A 19932-nucleotide genomic window follows, 5' to 3' on the forward strand; every position below is an offset into this window, starting at 1 on the left:
GATTAATTCGATCTATTAGTATTTGGGGAATCCTCATTTTGTAGTTCCATAAGCTGTAGCATATCTTCTTCCAAACTATTTATGCTTTGTTCATTTTGCATCTTTTCAATGTATGCAAGCAATCTTTGATATCTATTATTATTTTGTTTTGCCATTTTTTCTAAAATAATAATATCTTCATCTTTTTTAAGCACATGAACTCTTCTATGGCAATTCGGACAGATTGCGACAACATTATCCATTGTATCGCTTCCTCCCTTTGCCAGTTGCTTCACATGGTGTTCTTCTAAATACGGCTCATTATTTCTATCATAAAACGGCGCTTTTTCACCACACATTTGGCAGATACCATTGGCCATCCTCTTAACCATTTTTTTCAAATATGGGCTTCGATAAAGTACTTCTACTTCCGTTTTCTGCGATTTATGCGGCTTTGTTTCCTTTAGTAGAATTGCTAATTTATCAACAGATAAAATATTCGCCTTAAATGCTTCCAATTCCATTACAACTTCGACCTCAGATACTTTATTTTGAGGATGCTCTATCTGATTTACCAACTCCAATGCTTGTTTTAGCGCATTCTCATTTTGTGGGTATGTCGCTGTCTGAGCAATAATGAATTCATACATTTCTCTAGTTGCTTCAAATAAATATCCAGTATTACCTCTCCCAAGTCTATTAAAGGGCGCACTTGTCTGTGGTTGCAATTCCAAAAGCTCTTCCATATAGTTCGATGTAATAATTGGATTGGGAAATACGATATATTGAGTATCCACTCTCCACCCATCTGTCTGCCAATCATTGGAAAGCTCTACTGGCTTTTTCGCCACATACACATCTTTTTTTGCCACACTTATCGCTATAATCTGCTTTTTATAGCTATGTATGATAACATCTCCTCGCTTTACTTCTTTCATCTTTGACCAGTGTGAGGCTGTTCTTCCAGAGTTTCCATACTGGGGAGCCCACAAATAGCCGCCTTGATGTTCTTCGTGGAATGTTTTATTTTGGAATACAAAAAAATAGTTCATGGGGTGTCCTCCAAGTATTCTTTTACACTGAAATTTAACGCTTCAAAATTAAGTCTGCGTTTAATATAGTTCTATTAACGCAATGTCGAAATAATTAGAAAATAAAATAATTTTATTCTGCAACATTACAAGCTTTCCTGTTCATTGATTTTTATCCCTCTAATTGAATCTTTTTCCATTTTGGCCAATTTCACAGAAAATAGTAATTCTTTAAATGTATTTCCGTAAGCAATAGAACAAGTTAATCCTCCTGTCTTTTCTTTATACATGTTTTTTATATAAATAATAAGCTTGTTATAAAACATTCATTATATATTTAATAGCCCCGGCTTCATAATATTATTAATCATTCCTATGTTGTAAAAGTACAGCTGTTTGAAAGCATATGATTAAAATACTATTGTTTGAGAATATCAAAATTATTCCCCCCACTCCCACCTCTTGAGTATCTCTAAATAAGCCTGTAACGCATCTTCCTGAACATACTCATATTCATACCATTCAGATAACATTTCCCGAAACTCTTTCTCAGTAAAAATGTCTTTCGGAATCACTACTCCACATATCTTCTTCTGGCTGTCCTCATCTAATTCAACTATCTCACGCATCACATAATATAGCTCACGCGCCGCGTTATCTGCCAGGTCATAAAAAAGTTCAGTAGTTACACGCAGCATCTCTGCGGCCTTATCCCGAATTGTTCCTTCAGAATTTCCCAACCATATATCCATGTTGTACAGTTCTAAGGTTTCATCATATTCTTCTTCTGTACTTGCAAGAGAACTTTCATATCTGCTATAGTCAGAGTATTTTCCGGCCGCATATAATAAATGCTCTTTGAGTAGTTCTACCTTTGTTTTTTTCCCCTTTATCCCCGATTTTTTCTCACCCATCGCTTCTTTCCTCCGCTTTCAGCTGACAAATATTCTGCCATATAGCAAGCAGTTTATCATAGATTCCAAAGGACTTTAATAAGCCTGCCTCCTTAAGCAGACTTGCATCAATCCTCCATCCTTCTACATCCCTATCAGTATTGGCCTCTATAATTTTCATCTGTTCTTTTGTTAAATCATCCGGAATGACATCCATAATAATATCATTATAAATTATCTGAGCCAGCCAAAAATATTTCATACAACTTTGCGAACCACCAACACAGGTTCCATCCTCTGCATATTTGGCTTCTAAATCTAATAATTCCATTATATTTTTGACTATTTCTTCCTCGGTATCAGCATTCGCCTTGTTATACATATCCGCAGCTAACGGAACCATCACCCGTTGTAAAAATATGTTCTGCTCCATATGATATAAAAAAGAAATAAATTCATCCTTCAGTTTTTTATGCTTCAGCCATTCTTTTCCAACTCTAATCAGTTCCTGCAGATTCTCCTGTCCTTCCACCTTTTCTTTGCCCTCCAGCAAAATGCAGGAAAAATATTTTCCAAGCGTCTCAGCATCCAACTCATGCAGATTACACAAATGAAAACTTAATGCCAGTAGACAATTCGAAAGATAGTACCAGTTCTTTTTATGCACAAGGACATGAATTTTCTCCATATCCCGTATCAATTTATCATCCCACCTAAGCAACTCCGGGCACATCTGCTCTAGCTCCTCATATGAAAAAATACCTGTATTATTTCCAGATAATGCAAGCTTATTAAACAAATTCTCCAATACATCTTCAGATACCGTGCAGCTATCTGAAATATATTTTACCACAGCGGATGATGCTTCTGTAATATCCAGCGGCAATTCACCATTCCAGCCAATAAATCCTACTAAGAATTCCAGGGCTTCTTCCTCCCACATATAGGAAGTCCAATATTCATTATCTGCAAGTTCTTCAGCAATCATAATGTCTTTTATTTGAACCGGAATTTCCCTTAATTGAAACCATTCATCCAAATCATCAACTTCTAATGGCAGAACTCCATCCAAATACTCATTCTCAAAGTCCTCTTTGATATCTGATAATATCCATTTGGACTGTTCCTTTGAATTTTCCTCATAAGTTTCTTCTTTATACTCATCCTTATTCTCTTCTGTCAACCAATATCTATACTTTTCAATCTTAACCTGAAAAGTTTGTGGTATTTTCAATTTAAAGTGAATATAGGCTTCTTCACATTCCATCAGCCAATCATCAAAAATCTCTGCATCATTTTTTACTGCAGCTAAACATATTTCCGCATCATATAACTTTTCCAGGTATGCCGAAACTTTATCACTATTTGATATTATGTATTTATCCCACTCACCGCTGTAATACGTTTCAAATGCTCCGCCATGCAATTCCATACGGTTTCTCATCAGGCCATCCATATAAACATTGAGTAACCACCTCGTATCCGTACAGATTTCCATTTCTATCATATGCACAGCCGTCTCTGAAAAAATCTCCAAATCTTCACTATGAACAGCTTCCGGAAATTGATCTATCAGATGAACAAATGCATAAAAAGTCTTCTTAAAATAGTTTTTCAGGTTCGAACATTTTCTTCTGTCATACAGTAAAAATAATTGCTGCAGCCGACCAAATTTTTGTTCCCGTCCTTTGTGTTCAGTCCTAAACGTATGTAAAAAACGACTTATCTCTCTATTATTTTGCAGAAGATTTTTATATCTGTCATAGAAAACAATTGAATCAGAATCCACAAGGAGTATCGCTTTGGACATTCCCCTCTGATACCAGGCCCCCTTATCTTCCACTTCCGCCATAATTTGTAAAAATTCTATGCATTGAGAAAAATAGGAACAGCTATCCAACAAAAAATCGCAATATTTTTCTTGATTTTCCCTAATCTTTTCCTGAATATAATCCTTCGCCGATGGATTCTGAAAAGTTATTACATACAATGCACTGTTTTCCTCATTGTATGAATCTGTCCGAATCACCGTCTTTTCCAGTTCAATAATTACTTCAGGAAATCCTTTCCATTCTAAAGATTTATCATTCTCCTTAAGAATCGTATAATAACATTTTTCTAATACTTTCAGTTCAACAGGCAGTGGCATTATTGCCATGAGCAGGTATATTGCCTTCGCCTCCTGAGACAATTCTTCGAATATCCTCTCCCAAAAATCCATTGGACAATCCAGATGCTGTAAAAATTCTTCTTTGCATCTGTCCGGTAACATAGCAGGGTTTATTGTCTCAAGGAACATTTCGATTACCCGTGGATTATAATTTGATGAATATATTACTTCATAACCAATACCGCTAAGTACGTTTACCTGCTCCCAGGTCAGGGATGTATACTTTAGGTGTCCATAATAAATTCGCAGTTTATCTTCCCTGGAATACTGATCTATACGACAATTCAACTTAAGAGTCTCTGCCAATTTTCTAAATTCTTCATTTTTCTTAAGTCCCTGCTCCAAAATATACTCTCTTGTTGTTATAAGCAAAATACAATCTTTTCTCTTTTGAATATGCTCAATAAAAGAAACAAGAGCTCTGGTCTTTTTCCCATTTCCAATAGTATTAAAATCAGTATCTCCCCAAAAATCATCAAAAACAATCACCTTTTTCGCATCAATATGTTCTGAAACATATAAATCGTCCACGGATCTTGCATAAATAAATGAATGAAATCCAAATTTAGCATAATAATACAATGCCAGTTGATTTGCAAGTGTAGTCTTTCCAACCCCTGGGTCTCCGGATATTATGAGAGTACGGCTATATTCCAGCTTCTTTTTCGCTTCTTCATACACTTCTGTCTCCACAAAAATTTGCGCCTTTTCAATAGCCTCCTCCAGTTTACTCTTAGATATATCTATCAATGGACTATGTACCACCTCATAGAGCGTTTTTTTAAGAGTCTTTGTATTCTGAATCCAAAGCTTAAAGTATTTTTCTTCCACAGAGTGATATTTTTCACTCATATTACTTAAATAATTATTTAAATCCGGTCCTGTTATAATGTCAGAAGTATCTAAAATATATGGGGAAAAAAGTTTCATAATCTGTGACTTTTTAATCACTCCGAGAGCATCTGAAAACACCAGAATATAACGGAAAATTCTAATCCCCATTCCAGAAAGCTTATCAAGCTTTTTCCTCTCTTTTTTTGCAATATCAAGAATCTTCCCACTCGTATTTCTAATGCTTTTGGCCTGGAAAATAATTACACTGCCATCCTTCAAAACATATCTTCCATCGATTCCCAGATCTGTCCCTCTCGCAAAAGATTCAAAAGTAATTCCCTCTCGTATTTGTACCATATCCCGGGCAAAATCCTGAAATTCCAATGAATCAAATAAAGTGTAAAAATCATAATCTGCCATATTTTATCTCCTGTGCATTATAGCATCTTAATTCCATCCATTTATATAAAATATCGTACAGACACTTTATACTATAATTTTCTGTCTGGCCACAAATAAAAAAGTGTTTCTGTGCAATAAATTTATTATCCCAAAAGTCTCACATCATCCGCTATCCTTTCTTCCACTTCGCACCATTTTCTTAGTAAAAGCTTATTGAAATCTTCCTTTTCCCTAACGGCCAACAAATCACTTTTAGTAATGCATAAAACATATTCACCTTTAAGTGCCAACTGTAATATTTCATCTTTTGCTTCACTGGTAACTCCTTGTTTGCTAAACAGTAACGTTGCAGTAGTTCCTTTCATATACATAATTTGTCCAATACTGCGAATAACACTGACATCCGCCTTACTGCTCCAATTTTTACATTCCACCAGAATTAAAGCACCAAGCTTCCATAATTCTTCTTTTACAGAAACATTGACACAACATAAATCGATCTCCTGCCTGTCAACACGCAGGCGTCTGCCGTTTATTTTTAACCCCTCAATCCGCTCTAACATATAGGCCGCCGTCTCTTCCCAAATCATCCCTTTTTGATAGGCAGTCCCCGCCTCCGATGCATCCAACAAACCTCTGAAATCCGACAGTTCAAAAGTTTTTGTATGATTCATCTCACGAATTTCTTTTGGATAATTCCGTTCTAATAAAGTATATATATTGTTCAGATAAACAAACCTGTTTTCTACTGTCTTGAACCAGTCACTCGAAACAATTGCATCTTCCTTACAGTATAGATATTCTCTCTTTTTATTAATTGTCTTCAAAAAAGTTTTGAAAAATATTTCTTTTTCCAAGATCGCGGGCGTCTCCACAAATTCACAAATTTGATTCTTCATAAAATCTAAAAATAATTCATAGACCTTTTGAAGTGTATCCGGTGTCCATTCCACATCCAGAACTGCAATAGCATATTGAAATACTTTCTGCCAATCCTCAAAAATCTCATAAGGCTGAAAGTAAATTCCATAAGAATAAATTGGATTATTTTCAATTATATTTAAATCATTGATACTGAATATATTGATATCCCTAACTCCAATCTGCTCATTTCTGTAAGCTGCCGAACCAGCTGCCAATCGAACCTTTTTACCGCCTTCCACTAAGAGGAAATATCCGTCGCCATCATTTTCAGGCAACACTCCAATAATTCGTCTTCCCTTTAAATCGTTTAGCCAATAGGAGTTAATCGTTACCTGTCTGCCATATAATCGGGGGGCTTCACGCTCCATCCATATTTCTACCGCACTCTGCATCCACAGACATCTGTTATCTTCATATTCCAATCCCAGTCCCAGACAGCATACTTCCAACATATCGTCTGCTTGGGTAAACTGAAACTGCTGTAAAGCATACAACCGTTCAAAGCAAAATGTGTGATAAGTGATTATCCAGGCGACATGCTCTGAAAAACACTTCTTTTTTTCCTGTTCTGCTAAATTCTGCAGAATAAAAGCCTGGTAATCAAAATCCTTATTAGTAAGAATATTATTATACACAAGATTTTGAACTTTCCTGATTTGATCCATAAAAACCTTTGTCTGTGGATTGGCGCCAAAAATACAGTATATTTCAAGGATATCCTCCGGATTTGTCCCTTCTGCTTCTTCCTTCAATTCCGCTATACGCAATGGAAAGTCTTTTAAAAGGCATTGCAAACTATTAATTCCGCTGACTGATATTCGGTCTGTTTCATCATCTTTGATCGCAATAAGATAAGTAAATAAAACACCTGTATGTTCCAGCATATTTTTTACCTCACATCATATTTTATCATCAGTTTAAGATATTTTTTTCAAAAAACATACAATAATTTGCAGGTAACTAATTGTGTCAACTATATTTGTCCGCGTTTTGTCATATAACTATATGTCTGTTCTGACTTTCAGCCTGTAGCGGACAGAATTGCTCCCCATTCTTCTGATTTCTTTACTATCTCAATATTGATATCAGAAATTTCCGGGATTGTTCATATCTCCGATTAATTCTAAAAAGCCAGAAAATTAGCAGTTATTTACTGGATTATTTCCAATTCACGATTTATATTCCCTAAATTCTGAATTTTTATTATGCTCAACCCCCTGCTTAATTCTCCTATAGATCCTCATCCGTAACACCTCATTCTGATTCAGATTGTATTAACAATATCCTGGTTCATAAGACATAAAATACAGCCAGTTATTTTTACCGCGATATTTATATCCCAGTGTTTTGATTATTTTTCTCTGCTTCGCTGATAATTCTTCCCGGTTTCCCCAGTAGCAGGTAAGATTGTGCTGATTAAACATTGCATATTCCACCGACAAATTCATCCGCTCCTGTATAGTCAGCATCACAAAGCTGTTAAAAGCATCATATCCTTCATAGACCGAAATACAATAACAGTCTCCGCCTTTTCCCAATATGCTGTAAAACACTGTGTTTTCAGGATCTTTATCCGCCTATATCCCTATGATTTCCATATCCTACAGCAATTCCCATGGCTCTAATTTCTGAATCCTTGAAGCCGATTCATATAATTTTTTCAATTCTTCCATCGTTGCTTCTGTTCTCATTCACTTTTCCTGTTTTTGTATTTAATTTGGTTTGTCAATATTTTTTTGCATCCCTCTATAAATTTAAAGAGAGAGCAATAACATCGCTGTGCTATATACTCTCTCTTTGTGGCTAATTTTAGTATTGTCTCCCAGTGACCAACTGAATGTCGGTATATATATCGGATTTTTGTGTAGTCTGATAACGAACAATGATTTGAACAACGAACAGATATCGTTTAAGTATCAGCCCTCTTAAAAGCATTTTTTTATTAACATAATTATACGCAGGTCTATTTTTTGTGTCAATAACAAGCCTCTATTTTTCGTATTTTTCCCATAGCAAAGTCTCTATCATCCATGGCATAAGAGGACACTATTCCTTAAATGACTACTTAGAGAACTCAGGATCGCGGATTCGGCCTACAATAATAATTGCCACAAGGAACAAAGCAAAGGAAAACATAAATGGCAGACGCCGGTCAATACTTGATAACCATCCGGCAAAATAGCCGAATGGAGAAGAAAAAGCAATTGTAAAGGACATAATTAATGCATTAATCCTGGCCCGCTCTTCCGCATTAATATTCAACTGAATCAGAGCATCTTTACGGGGCATAACAAGAGAACCGGCTACCGCTACAACGAAGACATAAACAATAACAAACGGTATACTGCCTGTGGGTGCCAGTATCAGAAGAATCACTGCTATTGCATATAATGCCAATCCAATCCACATAGGAATCCGAAATTTTACAAGTTCCAGTTTATGCTGTATCCCAATCATAAAAATTAACATTACAGCCGCGTTCAGAATCGGGAAAAAAGCCAGATAACGAGATTCTATGCCCAGCCATTGCGTCACATATAAACTGAAGAAGTTAGTACTGACTATATTTGTGATATATAGTATGACGGAAACACTCAGTACCTTCATAACCTCCTTATCCTTCAGTACCCTGGGAATCAGTTCCTTGTATTCATATAACATATGTAACAAAGAGGTATCCTTTGTTTCGGCCATCCGGATCTTTCCCTGCCGGGTTTCCTTACAATACCGAAAAGTAACTACTACCTTAATCAGCATATTCACAGCAAAGACCAAATATAAAACCCTGATAACCGGAATCACGGTAAACGAATTGATCAGCAAGCCTGAAATCGGTGCAAAAAAAATGGCAATCAGACCGCCTATATTCACCCAGGTATATATTCCCAACAAATCTTTGGGCTCCGCATCTTCAATAAGCAAACAATACCACGCGGTCTGGTTAATCTGTTCAAAGCAGTTAAATAACATGGCAATCAAAAAAAGCCAGAAGTTATTGGATATGCTCCATATCAGGCAGGCAACACTCCACCCGAAGAAATCGCCCATCATAGTTGTAAATTTCCGCCCCAGCTTATCCGTTAAGATTCCGCCAAAGAAAGAAAAAATCACCTGGACTACCATGGCAATCGACAGAATCAGTCCAATTTGGACGTCGGTTACTCCCTGTGAATACATGTACAGGGTGGCAAATGGTGTGATTAAATTAAAGGGGATCCCCCATAGAGGCTCCATCAGTATTAATGTTCTTGGATTTCCTTTGTTATTCTTTAGTAATTGGAGTAAAGGATGGTTTAGTAATGATTTTGTCTTTTGTTCTGTGCTCACTGTAGCTCTCCATTCTGCTGCTGTTTTTTTAGTATATATAATCCGGAATTACGTCGCCTCCGTCGAGCCGGATACTTATCTATTATATGTTCTGTGGAATATATATTCAATGCCTAAGCCTAAGTTCTTATCCGGAAATCTTTATACTTGACAGCATTGATTTTAACCAGAGCAAATTATCTCCAGACAAGGTTATTTAGGGTTTTTAATTTTTCCTCATTATCCTTTAAATCCGGACCTCCTGCCCATAATTCTCTTTCTTCTCCCTGAATTTTTCCGGAAGCAACTCTAATAATTCCTCTGCTGCCTGATCTATGGATTTGTTATCAACAAAATATTTCCACTGAATCTTTTTATATATCCTTCTCACATATACAATATCTCGATGGATATCTCTTATATAGTAATCCTTATGGGCATTTTTATATTCATCATCCTGATAAATATTATCATTTTCATCAGAGAATATAAGTCTCTCAAAAATATGTTCTTCCGTATCCTGCAATTCAACCGCTATGACCTGTTCCTTATCAAGCAGGGAATTAAAATTACGCGCCTCATAAATGGGGCTTACAGCTATCACCATATTATCCTTGTTGTCTAAAATAATTTTCTTTAAAACGCTCCCCTTTTTTATGAATCTTTCATGGGGCCACGGATTTTCCCTCATAAAATCTTCCAATGTAGTGTGAAAAAACACTTTAATTTCATGATCCAGATCAAAAAAGGCATAATTCAGCTTTTCTGATAACTTCTTTCCTATCGCAGTTTTTCCCACATTGGATACACCAAAAATTAATATAATCAAAAGCTCTCCTCCATGAATACTACATCAAAATCCATATACCGGCAGAATTTATAATTATTCTGAAACCTCGTCAAATACAATAGCGCCAATGACAGATCTTCAATTGTTTCATACAATGCTTTTTGTCCACGATAGTCCCCTCTTCTTTTCATAAAAACATACTTTACAATAAACATTTACTTTTTATATTTTCTCATGAGCAAGTTTAATGATTGTTTTGTCGGCTCTAAACCCAATTCATATGCATCGGCATAAATTCTTGGGACTTTTTTCAGTCTGTAATTCATATCGTCAACATCAAAGGATGTCAGATCCAATTCCTCAAATCCAAGCCAATTACAAAATTCCCAGTATTGCTTTCCGCTTTTCTTCTTGAATGCCCTTGCCAATTTATTAAGACCGCCTGGTCCACCGCAGTCCTCAATAATCCCATAACCGTTGCCCTCAAGAACCCGCGGTAGCTCTCTGCCCGGCAATTCCTTATCCTCAAATATTTTTTCAAGAGTGATGGAAACCTCCCAGCCATCACCATAATCGTAGAAAAGAACCATTTCATCACCGCTGTTTGATACCAACTGTGATATTTTGGCATACACTGCATTCTCCGCTTCTTCATCGTCAAAATCAACAGTCATTTGATTCTGTACTTCATAACGGCAGGTTTCTTTTATTTTATCTGGTGGAAATAGTTTTTCTATCTCTTCTGCTGAAAATGATTTACCCATAGCCTGATAAAAATTTCGACGGTACATTACATCGATACAGAACAAATGGCTTGCCTGCATTTCAAACATCGTCATGATCATATAGCCAAGCCTTGCCGCAGTAACATTTCCAAGCACCTGGAAGCGACGCCATATTATGGGTGTATAATCTTGCAATTCTACATAAAATTGATAAATCGGCAGTGAAGCCATTACACACTCCTCCTTGCTTCTATAAAGTTTTTACCGTTTTCATAATCTCCATGAGTATATGACAGGTTTTGTTAATAGCAATATTCCACATACTCAAACCCCTTCTGGTAATTCCTCACTAACAAGAAATTCCTCTTATTGTTTAATTATGAAAGTAACTCAACGAGTTAATTCAGCCAAAATATATTTATTTTCGACACAATTTCACACAAACCTCGCAATGTGTTGAGTGGGTAATAATGATGTTCACAGCGCAGAATTGACCCTGGGCGGAATCCCATACGTCTTAATTACTTGATATCATTCATAACCGCACTAATCATCATCCCTTTTTCCTCTGGACTTGATTCTACAATCATAATTGTTTATATCACCAGTGTATGATCAGCAATCACCATTTTCCCTTGTTATTATTTTTTGCAAGAAAAACATTTATCCAAAACGTGTCTTTTCTTAAAAGTATATATTTTCCCAAAAAAGCCCTTATTTTTGAACTATCCTGCGTTATCCCCATCCAGATGGAAACTTATCCATCTTACTTTCCGAAAAAGCACAACTCCATCTCCTTCAAACATTCCTGCAAACCTGCATAAAATCAAGGTTTCCGCACAAAAAGCGCGGCGGTTTCGACATGCCTCTGAAGTTTTATTTTATACTACATGGCGAAGGAGAACCTTACATCTTTAAAGCGGGGCAACATTTTACCCCTCCCCATCCATAGGAGTTATCGAATTTTCTTAACTTATATATCTCCTAATTTCTTATCACAATCCCGCTGAGAAGGAAATGCTGTAAATCCAGGCCGTGAAATATAGTTACGAGTTTCATCATAATATACGCTCAATATTCCTGTTAATAAAAACTGAAAACCCATGTGAATTTCTTCTTCACTGTGATTAAAAAATATATATTCACCAACTTTTCCGCTCTTCGGACGCCTTTTAAATATACTCCATTTATTAAATGAGCCAATATATCCTATCAAATCATCAAAACAGTCATTTTCTTTTGAATATACCCCAATCAATTTTTCAAAAATCCATTGCTCTGTAATTTTTTCTGTTTTCTCAAATGTATCCATTGAAACCAGTGCTAAAAACGGTCCTCTCAAATGCTGTCCTCGATCATCAATACAATGACACAATTTTGATGCAGCTTTCAATGCTTGAGTCTCATGCACTATGTCATTTTCATGTAATTTTTTTTACAGAAATAATCCCCACAACACCTTCTGGAGGCACTATAACATTTTCTCCAAATCGCTGAAAAACGGGATACTTAGCACTATCATAAATCAATATATCTAATTGTGTTGAATGTCTATCTACTTCATGTTTTCTACTTTTGTTTTTTAGTCCGGTTTTTACTGCTGGTCTCAAAATAAATCCCGTTAAAACTTCCAAATCTTTAGGTAAATACCTTTTCAGATATTCCCGTATCAATGTGTCTACATATCGTCCATCTTCCCCATTATGTGCTGCACCATCTCTATTCTCTGCTGGAATTAGTATTTGAAATTGTTTATAAGTATACAACATGGACTACATTTCATTTGACCAATACCCTTGAATTCTTTTACCGTCCATATCACTTCCCCCCAAATACATCACTTTTGCCAAAAAGTATCCTTTCGCCAAATTATATATCTTTTATTCCCAAAAGCCAATCTCCTGGGGTAAACCTCCGGTTATATCATCACTCTGCGGAAACAGAAACACACATCCATTTTTCTTCCAAAATCGCAGAACCCTTTGATTTACTGCAGTTTTCGTGATAGCAAGCAGACCGTCTCCACATGCTGTGGGACGGATATTTTATACTACATGGCAAATTTTTTTCATTATATAGTGGAGGGATAAATTTCTTCGTCAAATTTTCCCCCCTCTTACCCCTTTTGAACGAAAATCACCCCTTGATGAATAAATTTACCCCTCTTACCAAAATTACACTATCTCTAAGAAAGGTTAACTTGATTTTTCTTTATCATATTCCAATGTTCTATACTCTCTTTGCAATCCCCGTGACAGTTCTTCTTCACTTAGAAGATATAGCTTATACTTTGACGCAAAAATCTGCGTTTTATTTTCTGGTAAGGTATACTTTACTACAGATTCACTTTTATCCACACAAAGAACAATTCCTATCGGTGGATTGTCTCCCTCATTCATCAATTCACGTTCGTAGTAATGTACATACATCTGCATCTGCCCTAAATCCTGATGTATCAGATCTCCAATTTTTAAATTAATTAGTACAAAGCATTTCAAAATATAATTATAAAAAACAAGACCTATTCGGAAATGCCGCCCGTCAAATGTAATCCTCTTTTGTCTGGCAACAAAAGAAAACCCTCGCCCTAATTCTAAGAGGAATATCTGCAAATGCAATATCAATGCTTCTTCTAAATCGCTCTCATAAAAATTATCATTCGGACTTAATCCTAAAAACTCTAATACATATGGGTCACGGATAATATTTTCTGGTACTTTTATGGATTCTAATTTTTGAATTTCTTCTGAAACTTCCGTTTTATTCAGGCAGGACAGCAGTCTTTCATAAAAGAAAGAATTAATATGCCTTTCCAACTGACGTGTACTCCAATTCGATTTTATTGTTTCTTCTGCATAGAATTCACGAACATTTTCATTTTCCACACGCATAAGCAGGCGCTAATGTGTCCAACTCAATTCGCTACGTAGTGCGTAGCTTTTTGGAAAAGCAAGATAAAACTGACGCGTATTTTTAAGATTTGCAGCAGTAAATCCTTTTCCAAAATCTGCCGTCATCTGTTTAGAGCGTTCTACTATTAATCTGGCTCCATACTCTGCCTTTCCCTCTCCGCCCTGCTATTCCACGATACTTTTTCCTATATTCCAATATGCTTCCACCATTGCAAAGTTTGCAGTTTGATATACTTTGTTTCTGGATTCAGAAAGAATTTTTTTTAATTTGTTCATAAAATTGTTGTTCCATTTGATTCCTCATAAAATTACATACATTTCATTTACTGCAGTTTCTAATACAGAAATATCTCTCCTGCATAAACACATTCGCCAAGCTTGATGGAATATTATCTAGAATATTTTCTTTAGTTACTTGTACTAATTTCCCTTTCAAAATTCACTACTAATATCTTTTATAATTGATCCTTTTTACAGATTCCTTATTAGAGGATAGCATAAAAATCACAATATCCACGAACCCCATCTTCCCAACATTTTTTCAGCGACGCTACTGATTGCTTTACATATTCATGATCTGAAGCAGCACGTGGTCCTGCATATCCGTTCCCTGGATTCCAACTCTCCCATCTGAATTTTATACCATCAATTTCTTCGGCTCCCGTAATTGTTGATAAATATACATCACCGGACCAATCAACTCTTAATTGATGAGAAATACAATCGTTTGCATTTGAAAGCATATCTTTATATATAGCTTCAGTAATATTTTTTATATTAATTGTTTTACATTCATTATAATTGAAACAATGGTTCAATCCCATCGATGTTATATCACCTCTTGAAAAAAATATTGGAGAAGATTGTTTTGGTAAATCATTTTCAAAAGAAACTGTATACAAATAATAATTGTCTTTTTCTAAAGATACCTTGCTCACCAAATCGTCGCTTGTACTTACTAATACGAGTTCAAAAGTTCTCCTAATCTGCTGACACACAAATTCGATACATTGCAACCTACTTTCAAGTACTATGACTGGGATTCCTTCTGCTTCTATTCGACATATCAAGTCTTTATTATAATAAATGTTATCTTTCGAAAAGACAATCTTACACTTTTTACTTTTTCTTAAAATGCTCTCTTCTATAACCCTCTGAAATTTCATTACAGAAAATTGTTTATAAAGAATATCTTCATCTATCTTTAACTTAATTAATCTATCAAACAAACTGTTTCCATCGATTACAATATCCATTCCATTTTGCAATCCCGGAATATCATTTGCAATTAATTCTGAAGCTTCTTGTAAATTCTTTTCTACTAAAATCTTATACATTATGTAATAACACTTCGCCTCGATATTCCATCCCCATTTATTTTGGGTTTGTAATGCTTTCCCCAATTCTAATCCATTTTCAAGAACCTCTTTACATGCAAAATATGTAATCTCATCAAGATATGGCAGCATTTTGTCTAATTCACCTAATGATTTATTAACTTCTTCTATATACTCTCCGGGCGCATAATGAGTTTGAAGTAACTGATTAGATGTGGCAAAAACTTTATGTACTGCATTTTTCAGTTCAAGAATCCCCTTTTTTATTTCGATTGGAATACCGGATTTTTCATTCTCTATAAGAATATCTCGTTTTATTACATTCCATACTTGATCCATATGTACTGAATCATAATGAGCACACCATGCAATTATATCTGAAACATCCCAAATATTACTTTCTGAACAATTCAATGTGTCATATTGTGCAAAGTCCACAGAATAACTATTTTGTTTTCTTCCTAAAATAAAGAAATATATCTCATTATAATCTTTATCAACATTATTACTAACAATCTTATCCAATGAGTCCAAAACTTTCTTACTCGTCTTAGTAGAAGTAACTTGTATTCCAATACCTCTTTCTTTATCACCTAAATCAATTCCTGGAAACCTATTTGTTTCTGTATTCAGATTTATTAAATTCCATCCCAAACAAGCGTTCAATAAATCTTTAATAAAATCTTCTGAGAATACATTATCGTCCAATAAATTATTTTCTGCCTTTGCCTCTAAATCATTTACATAAATCGACAGTTCATGAACAACTCTGTCATAAATATCTTTTTTCTTAATCATCTTAATTTTCTCCCTCATTTTCAAACTCTCCGGCATTATCCCCGTCCCCATCCAGACGGAAACTCATCCTTCTTTATTTGCAGAAAAACACAACTCCATTTGCCGCTAAAAATATCGCAAACCCGCCTAGAATCAAGTTTCCCGCACCAGCAACACGGCGGTTTCCACGTGTCTCGAGTGTGTAATAATGATGCTAAAAAGGTATAGCCTTCCCCTAGCGGATTCGTCGTTATACTTGTCAATCCCAATCTCCTCTGTAGACCATTTTTAATCTTCATGCAATCTCTGTAAAGATTAAATCATAGATTTCAAGACTTCGATATGTCAATGCATATGCGAAAAAATGTCCTTATTAATTGAAAATACTGCCAACAATAAAATTTTTGATGTCTATGCTTTGTCAGTCACTTTATTATTTGTAGTATTTAATACTAATTACTACTTCTTAATAGATAGTGCCATCATTGAATGTGAAAGAAGCAATAACCAGATACACCCCCCTTCAAATAAACACAGTCAAAAGCTTAAGTAGTGTGGTCACACTACTCCCTCTGACGACTTTAATGGAGAGCAATCTTCCATTCGAAATTATTTTAACACATGTCTGGATACACTGCAGCATCTCCAAATCATCCTCATAGAGTAGCAGTATTATATTTAGTATCTATTTTAGAGTATCTTTGCGTATATATAATACTATTTCACAATAAATAAAAGACAGGAAAAAATGTCTCTCCCTGCCTATATTTTATGATTTCATTTTATCATCTATTGTTATAAATCACTTTTCCTTTTCTACCAAATTTTCTATTCCCATTTTTCTCCTGTTGAAAAACCACTAATTTTTCAATATTTCCTCGTTCTGCTAATTTAAATGCATCTCTTACAATTTTCAACGTATGTTTTGGATTTGTCGTTGCATATACATTAATATCTTTGACATTACTCGGCAACCGCCTTACTTCATCTACAATCTTAGCTACAAACTGTGGACTATAATATCTACTAACATCAGTTCTATCACGCTCAATAATAATCATTGATAATCTTCGTTTATTAATAGGTATCTGTTGTCTAATATCTATTGGGTATGTATCTGCTAAAATCAAATTAACTTCTTCTGATACCTGATTATAGTTCTTCTTCTGAATATCTATATGTTCATTTTCTATAACTGGATAATCTTCATCAGCCCCAACATAATACTCTGGGAATGTATCATTTAAGACCAATTTGAACTGGGCAAATATGGGGACCAGTTTCAAATTGCATTTTTCATACCCTAATATCTTTGCACAAAACCAATACCATAAATATGGGTAATTATGATATACATTTTGGGTGTTGAACATCTTCCCTTTATTATACCCCCTAATCTTCAATAATAAATACAGCATAAAAATTAATCCAATAACCCAATTACCTGCATTTAATAAAAAGAGATATTTTATATTATCAAAGTCTATAAGCGTATTTTTAAAACATAATCCGATTAGACCTGTAGCGTCAATTTTAGACGGTATAAAAACAGCAACCACTAATACAATAATCTCTGCAATAGAACGAGAATTTTCTTTTACCTTTTTAAAAAAGTGTCTCATTTTCTTTCAATATCCCTTTCCAATCCACACTGCATATTTGAGTAATTTTCTTTTTATCAGCATTATATTCCCAAATACCAACTTGTTGAATTCCAACAATAATATGATATTGATTTCTATCTTTCATTTCTTCTCCGATTTTTTTCCAATTGTTCGCATCTATAAATGAATAATGTGGAATATTTTCTGGATGCGTATGCCACTCGCCAATATAACCATATATTTCTGAATTTTCCTCATATACTTTTTTAAAAAATTCAAGATGTCCTTTATCCTTGCGCGAAAATCTACATCTACTTCTTTTGTCCGAGGCCATTGGCTCTGTAACATACTCTATAATTAAATTAGAATTACCAGAATTCTCTCGACCAATTAAAATGCCGCCGGCCTCGCAAGACTTTCGTACAATTTGAATATACTTATACATAATTTGCAATATACTATTACAAATTTTTATCTTTCTATCGTCATTTTCAACTACCATGTTTTTCTCCACAAAATTCACACCCTGGTTTACTAAACTGTTTTCCATTATATTCTACGACATCGTCTATTTGTCTTAGATATTTGTTTGACACTTGTAGTCCAGCTTTCTTAAAATGATAACCATCACCTTTTGCAGAGATAATCATATTATCAGTATATCTACCTTCAAAAATCTTTTTTACCGTTTCAACACACATACCAGCAGTTTTAAAAGAAACAGTAGAACCATATGGTATAAAAGAACTTCCACATCCGGCAACTTTTTGAACGATATTTTGTCCAGGCTTACAATAAGATGTCCGATCATATAACTCGTCAGTGTCTTCATCTCGCCCAAAAAAACATTCGTAACATCCTATATTCCCATACTGTATATATGCTACATGACTCCCAATCCCTAATACCTCATTCCATGCATAAACTATCGGTGTAGATAATTTATGCAAATACATATATTTATTTATCCATCTATTAACATTATGACTGCCTGTCGCAGATATAATCAAATCATAATCTTCAAACTCAATACTCCCTTCTTGTACCGCATCCTCTATATCCGCCACTAGCGATAAAATCTTCAAATCAGGAATGTTTTTTTCAAGAAAGTTTTGCAGAGCCACACATTTATACTGGCCTACATATTCCAATCCAAGTAAATGCCTAAAAACATTAATCTCATATAAGTGGTCGTCGTCAATCAGCATCATCTTTTCTATTCCAGATTTCACCAGTTCATTAGCAATATAACTTCCCACAGAACCACATCCTATTAACAAAATCTTTTTATCTGTTAAGATATTAATTGCTTCATTAGAACGAGTCATTAAATACATTTTATCTATTCTACTAACAGTAATCGGAATAATTCGATTCACTGATTTTAAATTACATAAACCGTTTTCAAAAGAGAACAAAACTTTTTCAAATATAGCTCCCAAAAATGTAATTGTATCGTTAGGTTGCCACACTTCAAAAATCACTAGTTTATCGCTACCTATTTTTGAAATAATTGTTTGAAGTTGTTCCCCATTTACATACCCCAATACTTTTTGAAAATATTCCTTTAAATTTGTACCACGCGCGTCCGGGGGATATAAGAAGTCATCTACTTTAATTTTAATGTAAATGGCATTTCTTATACTGCCTTTGTCTTCTTTATAATAACGTTTCAAATTTTCAATTTCTTGAGAAACGTATATTATACTTCCCCTTAATCTCTGCATAAATTTTAGATACGATTCTTTTTTACGTTTTTTTGATGTATTTACAAAATACTTTACAATGCCAACGTTTTGAACACACGGTACATCAACCTTTGCCATTTGAACAGCTGGAAGTTGTTGCCAATATAAATCAAATTCATTTATGAAATCTTCCTTGTTGGCGCCTGATAACCCCTTCGAAATAATTTTCTTTGCTCTCTTAATTGATTGTAATATTATCCCACACAAATTCTGGTCAATCAAAACACCTTCCATGTCAAACAAACAGATTTTTCCCTTTACATCTATGTGTGGTATAAAGGGGAAATTCATATACTGTTTGATATAAATATCAATCAATACTCTTTGCCAATTTTCTGGTATGGCAATTACAATCGGAATGGTTCTCTCTCCAGCTATTAGATTACATTCAATTAACTTCTGATAACTGCGTCCTTCAAATATTGTTGTATCTACAATAACAATATTGAAAACATCTGAACTCGCGTGTAATGCTTCTTCAATAACATCAAAGTTCATAA

Annotated in this window: 14 protein-coding genes and 2 pseudogenes; all 16 read right to left on the reverse strand. The window is 34.7% G+C overall.

The genetic code is table 11. The features are described from left to right. Window positions 1–2 precede the first annotated feature (2 nt). The 16 genes and pseudogenes from HMPREF1548_RS05780 to HMPREF1548_RS05855 all read right to left on the reverse strand — a co-directional run bounded on the left by HMPREF1548_RS05780 (window position 3) and on the right by HMPREF1548_RS05855 (window position 19930). Window positions 3–1031, reverse strand: coding sequence for an HNH endonuclease (locus HMPREF1548_RS05780; protein ID WP_021634911.1), 1029 nt, complete (start codon window positions 1029–1031; stop codon window positions 3–5). Between the two features lie 419 nt (window positions 1032–1450). Beyond that, complete coding sequence (locus HMPREF1548_RS05790; protein WP_021634913.1) at window positions 1451–1924, reverse strand: hypothetical protein; 474 nt, start codon at window positions 1922–1924, stop codon at window positions 1451–1453. Further along, window positions 1917–5327 carry an nSTAND3 domain-containing NTPase gene (locus HMPREF1548_RS05795; protein WP_021634914.1) on the reverse strand — a complete coding sequence of 1137 codons (3411 nt, stop codon included), beginning with the start codon at window positions 5325–5327 and terminating at the stop codon, window positions 1917–1919. The genes HMPREF1548_RS05790 and HMPREF1548_RS05795 overlap by 8 nt, the downstream gene beginning before the upstream one ends. Window positions 5328–5452: 125 nt before the next feature. Continuing rightward, window positions 5453–7117, reverse strand: a complete 1665-nt coding sequence (locus HMPREF1548_RS05800) for a hypothetical protein (RefSeq protein ID WP_021634915.1) — start codon at window positions 7115–7117, stop codon at window positions 5453–5455. 390 nt (window positions 7118–7507) lie between these two features. Beyond that, a pseudogene (locus HMPREF1548_RS29845) lies at window positions 7508–7792 on the reverse strand (DUF7309 domain-containing protein); the annotation flags it as partial. Window positions 7793–8294: 502 nt separating this feature from the next. Continuing rightward, window positions 8295–9560: an MFS transporter gene (locus HMPREF1548_RS05810; protein ID WP_025490817.1), complete on the reverse strand. Its 1266-nt coding sequence runs from the start codon at window positions 9558–9560 to the stop codon at window positions 8295–8297. A gap of 226 nt (window positions 9561–9786) precedes the next feature. Continuing rightward, on the reverse strand, window positions 9787–10368 hold the full coding sequence (locus HMPREF1548_RS05815; protein WP_021634919.1) for a shikimate kinase: 582 nt from the start codon (window positions 10366–10368) through the stop codon (window positions 9787–9789). A gap of 176 nt (window positions 10369–10544) precedes the next feature. Next, complete coding sequence (locus HMPREF1548_RS05825) at window positions 10545–11285, reverse strand: plasmid pRiA4b ORF-3 family protein (RefSeq protein WP_021634921.1); 741 nt, start codon at window positions 11283–11285, stop codon at window positions 10545–10547. 742 nt (window positions 11286–12027) lie between these two features. Beyond that, window positions 12028–12447: a hypothetical protein gene (locus HMPREF1548_RS29850; protein WP_198168616.1), complete on the reverse strand. Its 420-nt coding sequence runs from the start codon at window positions 12445–12447 to the stop codon at window positions 12028–12030. A gap of 28 nt (window positions 12448–12475) precedes the next feature. Continuing rightward, window positions 12476–12823, reverse strand: coding sequence for a DUF6602 domain-containing protein (locus HMPREF1548_RS29855; protein WP_021634924.1), 348 nt, complete (start codon window positions 12821–12823; stop codon window positions 12476–12478). Window positions 12824–13249: 426 nt separating this feature from the next. Continuing rightward, entirely contained in the window at window positions 13250–13870 is a 621-nt protein-coding gene (locus HMPREF1548_RS30415) for a PDDEXK nuclease domain-containing protein (protein ID WP_243003203.1), read from the reverse strand. Beyond that, window positions 13847–14113 (reverse strand): annotated as a pseudogene (locus HMPREF1548_RS30420) (DUF1016 N-terminal domain-containing protein); the annotation flags it as partial. The gene HMPREF1548_RS30415 and the pseudogene HMPREF1548_RS30420, both read right to left, overlap by 24 nt. Before the next feature lie 338 nt (window positions 14114–14451). Further along, window positions 14452–16101 carry an SMEK domain-containing protein gene (locus HMPREF1548_RS05840; protein ID WP_162162491.1) on the reverse strand — a complete coding sequence of 550 codons (1650 nt, stop codon included), beginning with the start codon at window positions 16099–16101 and terminating at the stop codon, window positions 14452–14454. Window positions 16102–16865: 764 nt separating this feature from the next. Further along, a complete protein-coding gene (locus HMPREF1548_RS05845; RefSeq protein ID WP_021634929.1) occupies window positions 16866–17702 on the reverse strand; it encodes a hypothetical protein in 837 nt (278 codons plus the stop codon). After that, window positions 17686–18186, reverse strand: a complete 501-nt coding sequence (locus HMPREF1548_RS05850) for a Mov34/MPN/PAD-1 family protein (protein ID WP_021634930.1) — start codon at window positions 18184–18186, stop codon at window positions 17686–17688. Before HMPREF1548_RS05850 ends, HMPREF1548_RS05845 begins: the two co-directional genes overlap by 17 nt. Then, entirely contained in the window at window positions 18176–19930 is a 1755-nt protein-coding gene (locus HMPREF1548_RS05855; protein ID WP_021634931.1) for a ThiF family adenylyltransferase, read from the reverse strand. Before HMPREF1548_RS05855 ends, HMPREF1548_RS05850 begins: the two co-directional genes overlap by 11 nt. Window positions 19931–19932: the final 2 nt, after the last annotated feature.

Origin of the sequence: Clostridium sp. KLE 1755, from assembly GCF_000466465.2 — a bacterium.
Taxonomy (GTDB): Bacteria; Bacillota; Clostridia; order Lachnospirales; family Lachnospiraceae; genus Eisenbergiella; species Eisenbergiella porci.